The 17,904-nt window shown below is 31.2% G+C and carries 12 protein-coding genes; 9 read left to right on the forward strand and 3 right to left on the reverse strand.

The window, feature by feature from the left end:
• Both BLT46_RS03715 and BLT46_RS03720 read right to left on the reverse strand, forming a co-directional pair.
• Window positions 1–1,035: tubulin-like doman-containing protein (locus BLT46_RS03715; RefSeq protein WP_143021855.1), on the reverse strand; the 1,035-nt coding region annotated here is incomplete at its 3' end.
• A gap of 3 nt (window positions 1,036–1,038) precedes the next feature.
• The gene (locus BLT46_RS03720) at window positions 1,039–1,953 is read right to left on the reverse strand and encodes a hypothetical protein (protein ID WP_090406412.1); all 915 of its coding nucleotides are present in this window, start codon (window positions 1,951–1,953) and stop codon (window positions 1,039–1,041) included.
• Between the two features lie 570 nt (window positions 1,954–2,523).
• Here BLT46_RS03720 and BLT46_RS03725 point away from each other — a divergent pair.
• From BLT46_RS03725 to BLT46_RS03735, 3 genes are all read left to right on the forward strand, one after another.
• Window positions 2,524–3,183 carry a hypothetical protein gene (locus BLT46_RS03725; RefSeq protein WP_090406415.1) on the forward strand — a complete coding sequence of 220 codons (660 nt, stop codon included), beginning with the start codon at window positions 2,524–2,526 and terminating at the stop codon, window positions 3,181–3,183.
• Between the two features lie 356 nt (window positions 3,184–3,539).
• Window positions 3,540–5,366: a DUF262 domain-containing protein gene (locus tag BLT46_RS03730; protein WP_090406418.1), complete on the forward strand. Its 1,827-nt coding sequence runs from the start codon at window positions 3,540–3,542 to the stop codon at window positions 5,364–5,366.
• A complete protein-coding gene (locus BLT46_RS03735; RefSeq protein WP_090406421.1) occupies window positions 5,363–7,711 on the forward strand; it encodes a DUF262 domain-containing protein in 2,349 nt (782 codons plus the stop codon). The genes BLT46_RS03730 and BLT46_RS03735 overlap by 4 nt, the downstream gene beginning before the upstream one ends.
• Window positions 7,712–7,820: 109 nt before the next feature.
• Here the strand turns inward: BLT46_RS03735 and BLT46_RS03740 are convergent, their stop codons facing one another.
• Complete coding sequence (locus BLT46_RS03740; RefSeq protein WP_090406424.1) at window positions 7,821–8,822, reverse strand: hypothetical protein; 1,002 nt, start codon at window positions 8,820–8,822, stop codon at window positions 7,821–7,823.
• Window positions 8,823–9,080: 258 nt separating this feature from the next.
• Between BLT46_RS03740 and BLT46_RS03745 the strand changes: the two genes are divergently transcribed.
• The 6 genes from BLT46_RS03745 (at window position 9,081) to BLT46_RS03770 (ending at window position 17,756) form a co-directional block, all read left to right on the forward strand.
• Entirely contained in the window at window positions 9,081–10,835 is a 1,755-nt protein-coding gene (locus BLT46_RS03745; protein ID WP_090406426.1) for an MFS transporter, read from the forward strand.
• A 149-nt stretch (window positions 10,836–10,984) separates the two neighbouring features.
• Entirely contained in the window at window positions 10,985–12,112 is a 1,128-nt protein-coding gene (locus tag BLT46_RS03750) for a cysteine desulfurase family protein (protein WP_090406429.1), read from the forward strand.
• Between the two features lie 153 nt (window positions 12,113–12,265).
• Entirely contained in the window at window positions 12,266–13,438 is a 1,173-nt protein-coding gene (locus BLT46_RS03755) for an AIR synthase related protein (protein WP_090406432.1), read from the forward strand.
• 17 nt (window positions 13,439–13,455) lie between these two features.
• The gene (gene ruvX / locus BLT46_RS03760) at window positions 13,456–13,866 is read left to right on the forward strand and encodes a Holliday junction resolvase RuvX (RefSeq protein ID WP_090406434.1); all 411 of its coding nucleotides are present in this window, start codon (window positions 13,456–13,458) and stop codon (window positions 13,864–13,866) included.
• An 85-nt stretch (window positions 13,867–13,951) separates the two neighbouring features.
• Window positions 13,952–15,451 (forward strand): malate:quinone oxidoreductase, encoded by a 1,500-nt coding sequence (locus tag BLT46_RS03765; protein WP_090406437.1) that lies wholly within the window; start codon window positions 13,952–13,954, stop codon window positions 15,449–15,451.
• 379 nt (window positions 15,452–15,830) lie between these two features.
• The gene (locus tag BLT46_RS03770) at window positions 15,831–17,756 is read left to right on the forward strand and encodes a tetratricopeptide repeat-containing sensor histidine kinase (protein WP_176770717.1); all 1,926 of its coding nucleotides are present in this window, start codon (window positions 15,831–15,833) and stop codon (window positions 17,754–17,756) included.
• Window positions 17,757–17,904: the final 148 nt, after the last annotated feature.

A 17,904-nucleotide genomic window follows, 5' to 3' on the forward strand; every position in this document is an offset into this window, starting at 1 on the left:
AATATTTCCGAGCGTATTTCCATCATAATATAATTCACTAACTCCCATACCACAAGCCCAAGCACGTTTATTTAGAATATCTAATTGACCTCCAGATAGAACTGTTAAGACATTATCGTAAACACTATTTACATTAGCACTTAACTCACTTGCCCCTGTGAACATAGCAAGTCCAATTTGTTCTGAAATATCTGAAATATGATTTACAACTGCACCGCTGGTATTTTTATTACCTATGGTAAATAAAATATCAAAAGGGTTTTCTGTAACAGGAATTATTTGTTGATTTAGATTGATTGATAACCCGAAGTTATGTACATCTTTACTCATTAAATAATCTAAGTCCATTAAAGCTCCATAACTATTAGGTCTTGTATTTGCCATAGAAATACCTTGTTGCATTGCATTAAATACATCTGGTAACACTGCAAATCCGATAGACTTAATATTATCATTACCTCTTAAAGCGTGCTTAACTAAATAAACCGTATCAATAAAAGTTCCGCTTCCAGTACCACCTGCAATAGAAAAGACAAAGTTAATTTCAATTCCTGCATCTTTAGGAATGAACTTGTTTTGGTTTGCTATATCTATATTTTGAATAGCATTAATTTTAGTTTGAACAGCATTCATAATGTTGTTTTGGTTGAAATATGTACCAAAACGACCATTTGTTCTTACCTGACCAGCACCTTGCCATAAATTTCTTAAAGCGTACTCATTTTCTTGTGGCATCCAATCAAAAATGGTGTCTTTGTTTATTTGATATGCAGAAGCTGCACCTTGTACACCAATGTGAATAATTTCAGAAGGAGTAAAAGAGACTTTATTATCTTTATTAGAGTGAACATCTAATATATTATCTCTCATAATTGTTTTCTCTCCTGTGCTTATATCTGTGTCAATTGCTAAAAAGCCAATCATAGGTGGTACTTCACCATAAGTATCTAAAAATCTCTTTTTAGTATGTAATAATGCTTGTGCTCCAGTTCCTCCTAATCCAATGAATAAACTTCTTTTTAAAGTATGTGCCATAGTCTATAAATATGTAATAGTTATTTTTTCTTTAGTGTTATTATTTGTTATCTCATAAATAATTCCCTTTTCAAAAGTTGTGGTAAAGGGCTCTATACTATAATGACCTCCTGTTCTAATTCTAATTTTACTTTTTACACTCGGAGTAAAGTAAATAGGATTGGTGAAGAAATTATTAGTGATTGTTGTTCGTTTTCCTTGAAATATTTTATTAAAGAATCCTTGTTTATGTTTTTTATTAGTAAAAACTAATTCAATGTTATTTTTAACATTTATGTTTTTAAAGAAAGGTTGTTGAATAGTAATTTGTCCTTTTCCCATTCTTTTAAAAATAATAGGTCTCAGGATTAACAAATAAATAAATAGGCAAGTAGCTGTTATGGCTAATACCCAAAGTAATATAACTTTCAAGGGATTCATTTGAATTTCTTGTGTAGCTGACCATTTATAAATATTAGTATTATTAGGGTTTTCGATATCATTTACACGATCAAGATTGTGGTCAGCAATTGTAATGTATCCAAAAAAATCAGTATTAATTTGGGTTGGAATAACTAACTTTAAGTTGATTGTATCTCCAGTTTTATTAGTTGATTTTAAAATTATTTTGCCATCAGGAATAGGAGTGTCATTCACTAAAAAATGGTAAGGAACCTTATTTTTAATTAACTCGTTTTCTCCATTATTTAAAGTGATTGTAACGGATGAGTTAGCTTCAGCTGCCCAATTATTAAATGAATACACAAAAGATTTTTGTAAAGTATCATTTCGAGCATCTTTCCATAGAAATTTTTCATAAGAAATAGACTTCCCAAAATGTGAGGTAGATAAATTTTCATCTTCTTTTGGTTTATTACAACTATATAAAGTTGTAACAAGAAGTAGAATGCAAACAAGTTTATGTTTGTATATAGTCATAATTAACTTTATTTAATTATTATAAAGTTAGTAAAATTACTTCGTGTAATTTTTGAAATATTAGTGAGTGTCTTGTTTTTTTGAGTGAGTAGTGTTTATTATAATATGTTAAAAGGTAATTAAATATTCGTTAGTGTTGTTTTTTTATAAAACTGAGAATATTATTTGATAGACAATTTTTTGTATAAGCTCAAAAATGATGCCTTAACTAAGTGTGAGTTTCTTTAAGTCATTTCATCGAGAACGGTTGTAGCTTTCATCGGGACTTCTTCGGAAAAGGCCCCTGTTTTGCAAGCAAGACTACCATTTATGCAAAGCGATGCTAAATAAAAGGTGGTGTAAAATATCTATCTGTTTGTTTTACAGTAGTTTGTGGTTTTCTATGTTTGCAGGTAAAAACAAGAGGGATGCGTAGAAATGGGAATAGGACAAAAGTGGAAAAAAAGAGAAAAGAAAGGAAAAAAAGAGAAAAGAAAGGACAAAAGTGGAAGGGTGAAGAAAAGATAGTAAATTATAAAATAGCTTTGTAATGAGGTTAAAATCAATTGGTTCGTAAAAAAAACAAAAGCTATGAAAAAAAATAATGAATGTTTACAAGTGGATGTGGAGGTTAAAAAAGCCAAGCAAAATGTGCTAAACCACACGGAGGTTCGTCATCAAGGTACTAAAGAAGAGAAGGATTTCTTTTATGAAAAAACGTATGTAAGTGTAAATCCAGGCGAAGAAGAGGAATATTTGACTAACTTTTTTACCAATTTAGAAGAGTTCACAAATCCTTTTTACAGGCTTAATTCTCTGAAAAAAATGGTAACCCCTTTTTTGGTTGAAAAAGGAATGAAAGAAGCAACTTTTCAATATGGAAATCGCGTGTATATTGATATGAGTAAGTTGGGATTTACTACAGGTCGTGGTAAAAAACGGAAGTTACATAGTTTAAAAATGATGTCAAATCTTCAATTATCAATGCAATGGAGAAGGTTTAAATCAAGTGAAGATTCAGATAAAAAGAACATACTGGTAGTTTATTTGTTCAATCCGATAGTACATGAGTCCACTATTTACGAATATGAAGCTGAAGAGATGCATTACAAATTAGTTCTTCCAATATTTAAAAGCTGGGAAAATCACCGGGTTCACGTATGGGCTTTTTGGTATCAAGTTTGTGCAGATGAGATACAAAGTAACTCTAAAAGTCAGTATGTAGGTGAGATTACAATTTTGAAGAAGTAAAGAGATAATATTAGAAAAGAGAATCAGATATATAAATGATATAGTTTGAATTAAATACAAAATAATGCGGTTTTTTATTCAAAATTTAATAGTTTACATTTTTGTTGAATTTCATGAAAGGACTTGCCTAAGTTTGTAACTACTTTTACATATTTTCTTTTAGATCCAATTAGACAAGTGTTATATTTACATAAATTAAGCTCTATAAACCTGGACTGATATTAAAAAGTAGTCTATTTTTAGCTATAATAGATGAAAGTGTGTAAAAGTTTGATAGTAATTAATATAAATACATAGCTTTAAGAAGCAATGTTATAGTATATTTTTGTGAAGTTCACCCTAACCCTAAAACAATTATGAAAGAGTTTATTTATCCTCTTGCACATATATTTTCGACGAAATTTTTACTGAAAGATTTAAATGTGTCGCATTATTATATAGCGTCATATCAACGAGGATATAAATGGAAATCATTTTCAAAAAGTGATCAAGTTCCTATGTTGCTTGCTGATATTTATGAAGCTTTTAAAATGCAGGCATCTGAATATTACTTGCAATATATAACTGTGAAAAAGAATTATCTGAATCCCTCTTTACTTGAAGTTATTGATGGACAACAGCGCTTAACTACTCTAAGTTTAATGTTTTATGTATCTGAAGCTTTTGGAGGAATTAATTATGCTAAAGATATAGTAGTACATCAACGGTATAAATCTAATGTTAAGTTTAAAGATGTATTTGCAAGTGTTTTAGAACTTGGTTTAGAGAACGATGTTATACAAAATCATCAAGATATTTATTACTTATTTCATGCAAAAGAATGTATTTTTCGTTTTTTTAAGTCATTAGGAGATGAGTTAAATGCCTATTTAGACTATCTTTTATGTAAAGTGAAAATTATTGTTAATATTGAAGATGAATTAACTTCTCCAGAAGAAGTATTTTCAAATTTAAATGACAATAAAGTAGATTTAACGAATTACTATCTTGTTAAGGGGTTGTTGTTTACACAATCTACACGCAGAGAAAATACTTATACAAGCTTCTTAGAAATTCAAGAAAACAGGAGTCGTTTGGCGCGTAATTGGGATCAATTGAATCAATGGTTTTTGAACGAAAAGCAAAGTCAATTGTTTTTTTATAAATATAACATTATTAATAAAAGAGACGAGAATATAGGAATCAACTCTATTTTAAATTTAGCGAAACCAAAGAATTTAGAAAGACAATATTTAGATGTGCTACAGGTTTTCTTTTCTGAAATGAAGCATAAAGGGGATAGTACTGTTTTTCAGTACGATGATATGGCTTTGTTTAATCTATATTTGGAAGAAATAAATGATTCACATCAAGCAGAACAAAAGTTGGAAGAAGTACAGAATTTAGCAAAACGTTTTATAAACTGGTATGCAGATGATGAGTTGTATCATTTGATAGGCTATTATATTGTAACTGGTCAGTCCATAGAAACGATTAAAGATTTGGGTAAAACTGAGTTAAAAAAAGTTTTGTATAAATGGTTATATAAATCTTTGCAGCTAAAAGAAGACCAAAGGATTAATAGTTTAGAATATGGTACAGATAATAGTATCTTAAATCGCATATTTTTAGCTATAAATGCTTTTCCAATGATATTTGATAATGGAAAATATAAAATCGAGTTTTTAAATAGATTTAATTTTTACACCTATACAACTAACAAATGGAGTATTGAGCATATTTATCCTCAAACTCCTAAAGTTGAACCAAAAGATGTTGTTCACTATAGAAATTGGTTTTTAAATAAAACTTCTAATCATGTATTGAAAGCGAAAATTAATGCAGTTAGTTTGGAGGATGATAACATTGAAGAAGAAATCTCTAATTTAGGTTTATTAAATATTAATGAGAATTTTATAGGGAATTTGGCCTTGTTAGAGCAGGGGAATAATAGTACATTAAGTAATAATGTTTTTCCAAGAAAAAGAGAGTTGTTACTAAGTATGTTGGCGCAAGGTGATTTCGTTCCTCAGCATACAATTAATGCTGTATGTAAAAACTTAGCACTTTTAAAAAACCCAGATGTAGAAATAAGGTTTTCAACTCATCTGATTGATTGGGCAGAAGAAGATATGCACGCAAATGCATTATGGCTCGAATATACTTATAAGTTATTAATAGATTTTATAAAAGAAAATATATGAGAACAGGAAGATATGTATTAAAGGATTTGTTTTTAAACAATGAAGTAGATCAGTTTATTATTCCTGAGTTGCAGCGTGATTATGTTTGGTCTCAAGTAGAAGTTAATAAATTTTGGAATAGTATTCAAAAGAAATACAAAGAAAAAAAAGAACAATTTTCTCAAATCTCTATTTTAGAAGATGGAGTTGAGATGAATGATAACGTAATAATTGAACATTTAAAAAGGCAATTGAATATAGTAAAGCATAAACAAAAGTTTGGTTTTATTTATGCTTATCACGATAAAGAATTCCCCGGAAAGTTCTATCTGATTGATGGACAGCAACGTTTGACTACTTTTTATGTACTTTTAATTGCTTTATATGATAAGTTAGACTTACAAGAGGAGTTTATTAGAAATTATTTTGTAAATAAATCTTCTAAATTAGATTATAAAGTTCGTGAATCCGCTCATGTGTTTTTGAAATTATTTTTGAACAATATTTTATCTAAAAAAGATTTTAGGGAAGATCCGAATTTCTTTGAACAAGAGTATATATTTGATGTAACTGTAAAAAATATAATTAAAAACTATGATTTTTTTAAATTAAAAATTAATCAAGAAAGTGATATAGAATGGCTTGATTTTTTAGATTATATCGAGAACTATATAGAGTTTAATTATTTTGATACAAATTTAAGTGAGCAGGGTGAGCGATTGTATTTGTATATGAATAGTAGAGGTTTTAAACTTTCATCACAAGAGATTTTAAGAGCTAAAATAATAGAAAAATGTAGTATAGAAAATAAAATTATAGCTGGTGAAAAATGGGAAGAATGGCAAGATTTCTTTTTTAAAAATAGAAATGGAAATCCTGATTCAGATTTTGGTTTTGAGGCGTTTTTATTGCATATTTCTTATCTGAAAAAGCAAACTGAAGGGAATTTAAAAAAAGATTTGTTTGATGAATTTAAAGATCTTAAAAATTATCAGATAGACCATTTAGATATTGATTTTATAGAACTTTCCCAGAAAACTTTGCAACGATTACTTTTTGAAAATCAGCGTGAAGAGCTGTATTATAAAGGATATTTTGATAATAAATCATTGTCAAAAAAATTACTATTTAGATATTTATCTGCGTGGTATTATTTGATAAGATTTAAAAATGAAGTTTCTGATTCTGAATTAGAATTGATTAGATTATTTTCCTTAAATCAATCGCATACTCGAGATGTAGGAAATGAGCCAATTGAGGAATTGTTGCGTTTTTTTGCATTCGTAGATTCTATGAAAACTTCAAATATACTAGATATAAATAATATTGATTTGGTGAGTCAATGTTTTGATAAATCTTCTGAAGAACACTTACAACATGAAAAGCATAAACTTCTTTGGTTAAAAAATGAGTCTCATAAAAGTGAGTTACTGCCATTTTTAAAAGAAATATATTTTGATGAAGTATTAAATGATTTAATTGAAGGAAAAACAGGATGTTTCTTTTATTGGTCAGAAAGTATTAAGGAGACACTTTTTGATTTTTCGTTTATGTATAGGTGTATTCTTATATTAAAAGAGTTAGCGTTTAAAAAGAAGGAGTTAAATGAATATTCAAGTAATTTTACATCTAAGACACTTAGGAGATTTATTCTTAGTAATTTTGATTTTTCAGAGCAAAAGGGCAAAATGAATAGCTTAGCTAAAGTGAATTTGGTAAATGATGAGCGAGCTTTGTTTTCAAGAATATTTCTGAATACACATTTTCTTTATATAATTAAAGATTTAGAGAATGAATCAATAAATTTAAAGGAATTGGATTTTGACCAAATAGCATCTAAATTGGATCCTTATGATTGGAAATATTATTTTGTTAAGTATCCTAATGTACTATTGCATAGTAAAAATAATTTATTTGCTAAAGATGATTGCCTTTCAGAATATATTGTCATTCGAAATTCACATCAATCAGTTCAAAATCACTATTTGATTTGTTTAATAACACAATATTTATTACAAGAAAAAATAGTTACTGAAACAAATAGCAAAATAGTGTTTAATTTATATGATTTAGGTATTATTTATTTTGATTTTATAATTGAAAATGGTAGGGTCATTTGTACTGAGGAACATTCAAATAGGTATGCTATAGATTTTATATACAATAAGGAGACTAAAAAATGGTTTTATAAATTATTTATGAGAGAGAGTGGAGAAGAATTAGTAAAAGAAGGTACTATTTTCTTTTTATATCAATCAGAGTATTCTTTAGAAAAAAACTCCAAAATTCTAAGAGATAAAATACTCTCTATTGTTGAGGATTTACCTCAAATAGTTGATTTAGTGATTGGTAAAAAATATAAATAATTGAAATAAATAATGAAAATTATTTTTTTATATAAAAAAGTTGTTCAAAATACAAAACAAAAAAATGCCACCTAATCAGGTGGCATTTTTTAGTTATATATAATCTATGTTATTTAATATCAGTAGTATATTCACCTAACACAATATCTTTTGTAAAAGAAAGGTTGTCATACTGGTCTTTGATAAAGTGTGCCCCTTTAAGTGTTACTTTATGAACCAATTTTGCTGGTCCTTCAATAGGATTTGTCTTACGTGTTTCAATAACAATTTGCCCTTTAGTAGCAGTCCACAGTTCTTCTAACTTGTTTACGTTTGCTTCAGATGAACCAGGAATATCTCCTTCATATTTACATACGTTAGGAAGGTTAATTCCCGTGCGACTGTAATATCTAAATGTAGCTACTCTTTCATTGTCTAAGTTAATCGTTTTAACAGTTTCTTCATTAGGTAATTCATCAATTGATAAACCAACTAAAACAGCCTCTCTGTTAGAAAGCGTAACAGTGCGTCCCTCACATTCATTTAATACTTTTAAGACTCCGTCTGTTCCAGCAAACTTAAATTCTAAAGTACGGTTAGCATAATTATTCGTTCCAAATAACATTTTATCGTACTTAATGTTCGTGTCTCCCTCTTTGAAGTTGATGTTCTGTAAGTAAAACGCGTATTGGTAAGTCAACGATACAGAGTTGTTTGTTTCAGAAGTATTGTTGTTTAAAGCAATTTCTCTATTGATAACTACTGTTCCCCCTGGTGATGCAGGAATGCTTTGAACCACCGATGGTGAAGCAGGAGGTGGTAAGTTACAGATAGATTTACTATCTACTTTATCTGTATATTTTCTATAGTCTAATGATGTACTTTGTCCGTCAATCTCAACTGAAACTGCGTGTACACTTGGATCTTTCATTAGGTTTTCTGCATCCACTACAAGGATAAGTGCCTCGTCTTTCTGAAGTTTGTAGAATATCTTTTCTGCACCTACTGTGCTACATTTCTGTACAGAAGTTTCTTTACTGAAATCGATGTCTTTAAATACAAGATCACCGTCGTCACACGACGATAAAACAGTTAGCAAAGATATACTTGCAATGGCTAAAAACTTTTTCATATGAAGTTTAAAATTATTTTCAGTGACAAAAATAGTTTTTTTCTTGGGATAAAGTAAAAATACAGCGTAGTTAATCGTTTTTTAACGCTATTTTCTGTTGGTAAGACTAACTTTTTGAAGGTACAATGCTGGGTATTGCTTTTTGAGTTTAGGTTAAACAGGAGCATTTGTTTATTTTGATCTGATTATTTGCTTACTGCAAAGATGATTTATCTATATTTGAAAAACTTAATAAAATTGTAATCCAACAACTTATATATGAGTAAATCATCTGTAAAAACCAATTATCCAGCGTTGTATATATTGGTTACCGTTTTCTTCTTTTGGGGCTTTTTTGCTGCGGGTAATAGTATTTTTATTCCTTTCTGTAAAGCTTTCTTTCATTTAGACCAGTTTCAATCACAACTTATCGATTTTTCTTTTTATACAGCTTATTATTTTGGGGCGTTAATCTTGTTTTTAGTGAGTTCTTACAAGCGAAAAGATTTGATTGGTAATTGGGGCTTTAAACGCTCTATTGTTTATGGATTACTGTTTTCTGCTATCGGGGCAGCTGCAATGATATGGGCAGTACAGGTGAGTGTTTACGTAGCGTTGTTGGTTGGCTTGTTTGTCGTGGCTCTTGGGTTTTCACTACAGCAGATTGCCGCTAATCCGTTGGCTATTTCTCTGGGAGATCCTAAAACGGGAACGAGTAGAGTGAGTCTTGGAGGGGGAATTAATTCGTTGGGGACAACGGTAGGTCCGCTTTTAATGGCGTATGCGCTTTTTGGAAGTACGGAAGCGTTGACAGATGATCAAATTCAGCATTTAAGTTTGGATACGATGACCTTTTTATATGCCGCTGTTGGTGGACTATTTTTACTTGCGGCAGCGATGTTTTACTTTTCAAAGAAGATTCCAGCCGGAGTTAGCACAGAGGAGATTGAGCCTGCAAGTAAGTCGATTAAGTTATTGTTAATTATGACTGGCTTACTAATGGCATTGTTTATTCCTGTTTTTGGAACATATAGTAGTCAGGCGAGTAAAGATATTGAGCAATTAGAATCGGAACGTATCTTATTGGCTCAACGTTTAGAAAATGGTGATTTACCACAAGTTGCTTTGCTTGAAGGAGACCCTTTACAGAGAATAAATCAGGCAATTGAAGTACTAAAAGTGCCCTTAGAAAACAAGCGTATTTTGTTGCTTTGTGGTGCGTTAGTCGTTATTGCAGGGAGTATCGCTTTTGCTTATGTGAGCAGTAGAAAGAATAAAGAAGGATGGGGAGCTATGCAGTATCCGCAATTGTTATTGGGTATGTTTGCTATCTTCGCTTATGTAGGTGTTGAAGTTGGAATTGGGAGTAATTTGGGAGAATTATTAAAACTTGACGAGTTTGGTTCGTTGCAGTCGTCAGAGATTGCGCCTTATATTTCGATGTATTGGGGGAGTTTGATGATTGGTAGATGGGCAGGTGCTGTAAGCGTATTTAATTTAAGTAAAATAAAACGCGTATTAGCTTTAGTGGTAGTTCCTTTGTTAGCGTACGTTGTTGTACTGTTTGCCAATGTGTTAGCAGGAAATGATATTCAACATTTGTACTATTATATCATCTGTGTGGTTATTCAAATTTTATTCTCTTTTTGGAGTAAAAATAAATCTGCCAGAACAATGGTGTTATTTAGTACATTTGGACTCGTAGCAATGGTGATTGGATTGATGACAACAGGTATGACTGCTGTTTATGCTTTTTTAGCAGGTGGATTAGCTTGTAGTGTATTGTGGCCAGCTATTTTTAATATTGCAATTATTGGTCTTGGAAAATATACTGCACAAGGGTCTTCTTTCTTAATTATGATGATTTTAGGAGGAGGTATTATTCCACCTATACAAGGAAAAGTGGCTGATATAATAGGAATACACCAATCGTATATTGTTAGTTTATTGTGCTTTGTATATTTGCTTTTATTTGGAATCATTGCTAAAAAGGTCTTAAAAGAACAGGATATTATCATAGATAATGTCGAATAAATTAAAAATAACCATATAATATATAAAAACGTTAATATAGTTGTGTTCTTTTTTTGAGTTTTTATTATATTTGCTTATTGATTAACTAAAAAACACAACAACTGCTTTCTGTGTAAAGCATAGTATTAATACCAACAAATTATTAGGAAATGAAACAAGTATATCTTGACAGTGCAGCAACAACATCTGTGCGTCCTGAAGTAGTAGAGGAAATGATTAAAGTATTAAGAGATGATTATGGAAACCCGTCATCTACTTATTCTATTGGACGACACGCAAAGGCGTTAATTGAAAATGCACGAAAGATAATCGCAAAACAGTTTAACGTTAGTTCTTCTGAGATTATTTTTAACTCTTGTGGAACGGAAGGTAACAACTGGATTTTGCGCTCTGCTGTTAGAGATTTAGGAGTTAAGAGAATTATTAGTACAAAATTAGAACACCACGCTGTGTTAAACACAATTAAGCAATTAAATGCTGAGTATGGTGTGGAGATGGTGTTTTTAGATATAAAAGAAACAAGTGAAATTGATTACGAGCAACTTGAACAATTATTGAAAGAGGGTGATAAGCCAACTTTGGTGAGTTTAATGCACGTAAACAATGAGGTTGGTACTGAACTTGATTTGAAACGCGTGGCTACTATGTGTCAAGAAAATGATGCTTTGTTTCACTGCGATACAGTGCAATCGGTTGGTAAAACAAGAATTGATTTAGCTGAAATTCCTGTGGATTTTATTGTGGCAAGTGCTCATAAATTCCACGGACCAAAAGGGATTGGTTTTGCATTTATTCGCAAGAAAAACGTGTTGAGACCGGTAATGTTTGGAGGGGAGCAAGAAAAAGGACTTCGCGCAGGAACAGAGGGAACACACCAAGTAGTTGGTATGGCTAAAGCGTTAGAAATGGCGTACGAACTGTTGGATGAAGAACGCGCTCATATTACTTCGTTAAAAGAGTATTGTAGCAAGCGATTAGTTGAAGTGTATCCAGATGTACATTTTAATGGAAATAAAACAGGTTTTTACAATATTTTAAACGTGTTATTACCTTTGTCAGAAGAGAAAGCAGCAATGATGTTGTTTCAATTAGATATGAAGGGAATTGCTGTGTCAAGAGGTAGTGCTTGTCAATCAGGTAGCCAAAAACCGTCTCACGTATTGTCTCAGTTTTTATGTGCTGAGGATTTAAAGAAACCGAGTTTAAGACTTTCTTTTAGTCACGAAAATACAAAAGAAGATATTGATATTTTGATAGATGTATTAAAAACTATCTAACAGATTTATAGAAATCTACTGCTAAGGCGGTAGATTTTTTTTTGCTTTGTATTCAAGGCTATGGCTTTTTGAGAAATAAAAATAATGTTGCTCTAAAATAACATTGCTTTACATCAACAATAAGCTTAAATTTGCGCAAACAACACACTTTTTATGAATACTAACAATAGATACGCACTACGCGGAGTTTCTGCGGAAAAAGAAGATGTTCACAATGCTATTAAGAACATTGACAAAGGGTTATTTCCTAAAGCTTTTTGTAAGATTATTCCAGACCATTTAACAGGAGATGAAGATTACTGCTTGATTATGCACGCTGATGGAGCAGGTACAAAATCGTCTTTAGCTTATATGTATTGGAAAGAGACAGGAGATATTTCTGTTTGGAAAGGAATTGCTCAAGATGCGCTTATTATGAATATCGACGATTTATTGTGCGTTGGTGCAACGGATAATATCTTGTTGTCAAGTACAATTGGTCGTAATAAAAACTTGGTTCCAGGTGAGGTTATTTCTGCTATCATCAATGGTACTGAGGATTTGATTAAAGAATTGAAAGCATTTGGTGTAACGATCCATTCGACAGGAGGGGAAACAGCAGATGTGGGAGATTTAGTTCGCACAATTATTGTTGATTCGACTGTAACTGCTCGTATGAAACGCAGTGATGTGATTGATAATGCGAATATTCAACCTGGTGACGTAATCGTAGGATTAGAGTCATTCGGACAAGCAACGTATGAAAAAGAATACAATGGTGGAATGGGGAGTAATGGACTTACTTCAGCAAGACACGATGTGTTTGATCACTCGTTAGCAGCAAAATATCCAGAGAGTTTTGACTCGTCTGTACCAGAAGAATTAGTGTATTCAGGAAAGGTGAACTTAACTGATGCTGTGGAGGGTTCTCCAATAGACGCTGGTAAGTTGGTATTGTCTCCAACAAGAACGTATGCGCCAATTATCAAAGCTATTCTGTCTAAATACAAAGCGGATAGCGTACACGGAATGGTGCATTGTAGTGGGGGAGCACAAACGAAAATATTGCACTTTGTAGATAATTTACATATTGTAAAAGATAATTTATTTGCTGTGCCACCTTTGTTTAAGTTGATTCAGGAACAATCTAATACGGATTGGAGAGAAATGTATCAAGTGTTCAACTGTGGTCACAGAATGGAGCTTTATGTTAAGCCAGAAGTAGCAGCAGATATTATTGCTATTTCAGAATCGTTTAATGTAAAAGCACAAATTGTTGGTCGTGTAGAGGCTTCAGAAGAGAAGAAACTAACGATTACATCAGAATACGGAACATTTAATTATTAAAAAGAATACATATAAAAATGGCAAGATTACTATCTATCGACTTCGGTAAAAAACGCACAGGAATTGCGGTTACTGATGAATTTCAAATAATAGCTTCAGGCTTAACGACGGTTGATACATCGGAATTGTTGCCATTTTTAAAAGAATATTTTGCAAAGGAGAAGGTGGAAAAGGTGATTATAGGAGAACCTAAGCGCTTAAATAATGAACCATCTGAAGTAGTTCCTTTGTTAAATGAGTTTATTGGGAAGTTTGAAAAGAACTTTCCGGCAATGCCAGTAGAGCGTATTGACGAACGCTTTACTTCTAAGATGGCATTTCAAACAATGATAGACAGTGGGTTGAAGAAAAAGCAGCGACAAAATAAAGCGTTGATAGACGAAATAGCCGCGACTATAATCCTTCAAGATTATATGAATAAATTCTAAATTGTCTTTTTAAAATATTTTTTGAGAGATTCCTACAATTTCTCTATAATATAGATTAATTTTGCAAAAAAATAAATCCGATATAATGTCAAGTATACAAAAATCAGAGGCTGATGTTGTTTTGGTAGGTGCAGGAATTATGAGTGCTACACTCGGTGTCCTATTGAAAGAGCTGAAACCAAACTTAACCATTGAGGTTATTGAGCGTCTCGACAGTGCGGCTGCCGAAAGTTCTGATGCAATGAATAATGCCGGAACTGGACACTCTGCGTTTTGTGAATTAAATTATACGCCTGAAAAAGCAGACGGTACAATTGATGCTACTAAGGCAATCAATATTGTTGAACAATTTGAAGTGTCTCGACAATTTTGGTCTTATTTGGTGAAGAAAAATATTCTTAAAAAGCCAAATAGCTTTATTAATACTGTGCCTCATATGAGCTTTGTATGGGGAGAGAATAACGTTAACTTCTTGAGAAAACGTTATGCAGAACTGCAAAAATATCCGTTATTCCACGGAATGGAGTTTTCTGAAGATCCAAAACAAATTAAAGAGTGGGCTCCGTTATTAATGGACAACCGTAAAACTGATGATGTTTATGCTGCTACGCATATGCCGTTAGGAACAGATGTTAACTTTGGAGACTTAACTCGTCAGTTATTTGATCACTTAAAGAGCGAGAATGGTGTAAATATGAGTTTTAATACTCAAGTTACAGATATTAAACGCAAAGGTGATGTTTGGACGGTTTCTTCTACAGATCGCAAAACAGGGGCTAAGAAAGTAGTTAACTCTAAGTTTGTCTTTGTAGGTGCTGGTGGTGGAGCTATTTTGTTGTTACAAAAGGCTGATATTCCAGAGAGTAAAGGTTATGGTGGTTTCCCTGTAGGAGGTGAGTGGCTTGTATGTCGTAATCCTGAAGTAGTGAAAAAACACATGGCTAAAGTGTATGGTAAAGCATCTGTTGGAGCGCCTCCAATGTCTGTACCTCACTTAGATACTCGTTTTATCGACGGAAAGCATTCTTTGTTATTCGGTCCTTATGCTGGTTTCTCTACTAAGTTTTTAAAGCAAGGTTCTAATGCTGATTTATTCAAATCATTAGAGATGAATAATATTGGACCAATGCTTGGTGTGGGAATGCGTAATATGGATTTGACTAAATACTTGATCGGACAAGTATTACAGTCTGAAAAATCTCGTTACGAAGCGTTAAGAGCGTATTATCCAGACGCTAAAGATGAAGATTGGACATTAGAGAAAGCTGGACAACGTGTTCAGGTTATCAAAAAAGATAAAGACGGTAAAGGTATTTTACAGTTTGGTACAGAGGTCGTAAACTCTGCTGATGGGTCAATTGCTGCGTTATTAGGAGCTTCTCCTGGTGCGTCAACGGCTACACCTATTATGTTGAAATTACTTTCTCAGTGTTTTAAACAAGAGTTCCAATCTGCTGAATGGCAAGCGAAATTCAAAGAAATGATTCCTTCTTTTGGATTGAAATTGAATGAGCATCCTGAATTAGTAGCTGAGATTAGAGAGAATTGTTCTTCTGTATTGAAGATATTCCCTCATAATAAATAAGACGATTCTTACTTTATATAGAAAGCACTCCTTGATAAAAGGGGTGCTTTTTTTGTTTTTATTGTCTCATCGAAGTAGTCTTGTGTTAAAAATGTTTTTCAATTGTAAGTGTACTTATTGCATTTTCTTGATCTTTCAAATCGTAATATGTTTAGGTGAATAGTATGAATTATGTTGTTATTCATATAAACTATGACATATCATATTAGTATATGTTTAAATAATAGTAACTTCGCACAGTGTCAGAATAGCTTTTATCTTGTTATTTAATTATATGTATTTTAGAGACTTCATTAAAAGAATATTAATATTATTTACGTTACTAATAGCGTTGTATAGTTGTCAAAAGAGTAGACAGCAAACGTTTCGCTCAGATAATTTGACGATAAATACTTTTATAAAAGAATATGACTATTATAGACAAGATAGTATACAAGCAAAAAAGCTTGGAGATATACAATCAAAGGTTTTAGGTTTATCTAATACTAAAGAAAATAGAGAAATAATATATCGTTTTATATCGAAAACAAAAGCTGATAAACTTTTTTCACATCATCTTTTAAAATACGCAGAACAAGCAAAAGACTCTACTGATATGGCTCGTTCTTATATGTTATTAGGAAAGTTTTTTGAAAATAAATATAGTATGGATAGTTCTTATGCTTTCTTTACACGAGCAGAGGAAATATTTTTAAGAACCCAAGATTCTTTAGATTTAGAAGAAGTCTATATTCACAAGGCTGAACTTTTAGTAGGAAACTCTATATATGGAGAGGCAGAGAATCAAATGACTAAATCTATTGGTTATGGATTAAGTAATCGTGATGCTAAGAGACTATTTCAACAATATTGTATCATGGGAGAAATACTCGTTGGATTAGGACAAAACGACGAGGCAATAGGTTTATATGATCAAGCATATGAATTGTTAGACGTTAAAGAATTAATTAATTCTTCAACTGACTATTATAGAAGATTGAATCGTGCAAATATTCATAATAATATTGCTCGTATTTATATAAAGCAAGAGCTTTATGATTCAGCTATTACTTATTTACAACAAGCGATTGACAACTACATTAATTTTGATCACCCTATTGATAAACAAGTTTACTCTGCTTTAGCATTAAATTTAGCAATCGCCAAAATGAAAAATGGAGATCTATCTAATGTGAGTAGCTTAGTTAATAGGTCTATGGATATTTCGGTAAAGTTTGGAAATTATGTTTTAGAGAATTCTGCGAAATTATGTTTAGCAGAATATTATTATTTGAGCAATAAACCAAAAACCGCAGATAGTATTATTAAGGATGTAATAGACTATGCTGAGAAACACGATGATTTTCAAACAAATCTAAGTGCTATAGAATTGTTGTTAAAGTACGTAGAAGACAAATCTCCTGAGAATTTTAATACCTATTTGTCGTTAAGTAGACGTGTTATAGATGAGAATAATCTAACAAGAAATAAATTTTCAAGGATTAAGTATGAAACAGCTATTTTGGAAAAGTCTAATGCTGCTTTAAAACAAGAAAAGAGTAATATCGTATTAATTAGTGGTATTTTATTTTTGGTTTCTTTATTGATTTTGTTAATTGTTTTCTATGTACAAAGAAATAGAAAGTTATTTATTGCTCGTATGTTGCAAGGAGATACAGAAAGATACTATAATTCAATTATTGAAAGTCATAATCAAATGTCTGGGGCTCAAGAAAGTGAACGTAATGATATAGCAAAAGAACTGCATGATGGCGTGTTAAATAAACTATTTATAACGCGTTTTTCGCTAATCCAATTAAGTAGAAAAAACTTTAAAGAACAGAGGGATCTACTTGTAAGTGAAATAAAAGATATTGAAAAATATTTAAGAGATGTATCACATGCTTTAGCAAATGAAAATAGTATGCTTGTAGAACGATTTAGTCTATTATTGAAAGAATTGGTTGATTTACAGAATAGGAATTTGGCTATAAAGTTTATTTTCTACATTGAAGAGGAATTAAACTTAGATAAATTATCTCATCATTATAAGATTAATATATATAGAATTTTGCAGGAGTTATTGCAAAATGTACAAAAGCACTCACAAGCTACTAAGTGTTATGTTACTATAAGACCACAGAGTGAAGATATATTTCAAATAGAAGTTAATGATAACGGTAAAGGTTTTGATCAACGAGGGATTAAATATGGACAAGGGCTTCAGAATATAAAAGAACGAACGGAACTTGTAGGGGGACAGTTTATAATCAAAAGTAATTTAGGCGTTGGTACTACTATTTTATTAGTTTTTAGAAAAAAATAAGATTTCATTTAATATAGTAAGACTTGTTCTTTGAAAATATTTTTAAATAATTGTAAAATTGCAATAAGTAGTGTTTTTTTTGGATTAAAAAAATTAGCTATTCTTTTGTATGTAACATAAATTAATTTATAATGTTTATTTTTGATTA

Origin of the sequence: Myroides phaeus (genome assembly GCF_900099675.1) — a bacterium.
GTDB classification, from domain to species: domain Bacteria; phylum Bacteroidota; class Bacteroidia; order Flavobacteriales; family Flavobacteriaceae; genus Flavobacterium; species Flavobacterium phaeum.

Coding starts and splice junctions, on each gene's coding strand:
- BLT46_RS03750 (WP_090406429.1), top strand. CDS start 10,985: ATGAAACAAGTATATCTTGACAGTGCAGCAACAACATCTGTGCGTCCT.
- BLT46_RS03765 (WP_090406437.1), top strand. CDS start 13,952: ATGTCAAGTATACAAAAATCAGAGGCTGATGTTGTTTTGGTAGGTGCA.
- BLT46_RS03735 (WP_090406421.1), top strand. CDS start 5,363: ATGAGAACAGGAAGATATGTATTAAAGGATTTGTTTTTAAACAATGAA.
- BLT46_RS03755 (WP_090406432.1), top strand. CDS start 12,266: ATGAATACTAACAATAGATACGCACTACGCGGAGTTTCTGCGGAAAAA.
- BLT46_RS03720 (WP_090406412.1), bottom strand. CDS start 1,953: ATGACTATATACAAACATAAACTTGTTTGCATTCTACTTCTTGTTACA.
- BLT46_RS03730 (WP_090406418.1), top strand. CDS start 3,540: ATGAAAGAGTTTATTTATCCTCTTGCACATATATTTTCGACGAAATTT.
- BLT46_RS03745 (WP_090406426.1), top strand. CDS start 9,081: ATGAGTAAATCATCTGTAAAAACCAATTATCCAGCGTTGTATATATTG.
- BLT46_RS03740 (WP_090406424.1), bottom strand. CDS start 8,822: ATGAAAAAGTTTTTAGCCATTGCAAGTATATCTTTGCTAACTGTTTTA.
- BLT46_RS03725 (WP_090406415.1), top strand. CDS start 2,524: ATGAAAAAAAATAATGAATGTTTACAAGTGGATGTGGAGGTTAAAAAA.
- ruvX (WP_090406434.1), top strand. CDS start 13,456: ATGGCAAGATTACTATCTATCGACTTCGGTAAAAAACGCACAGGAATT.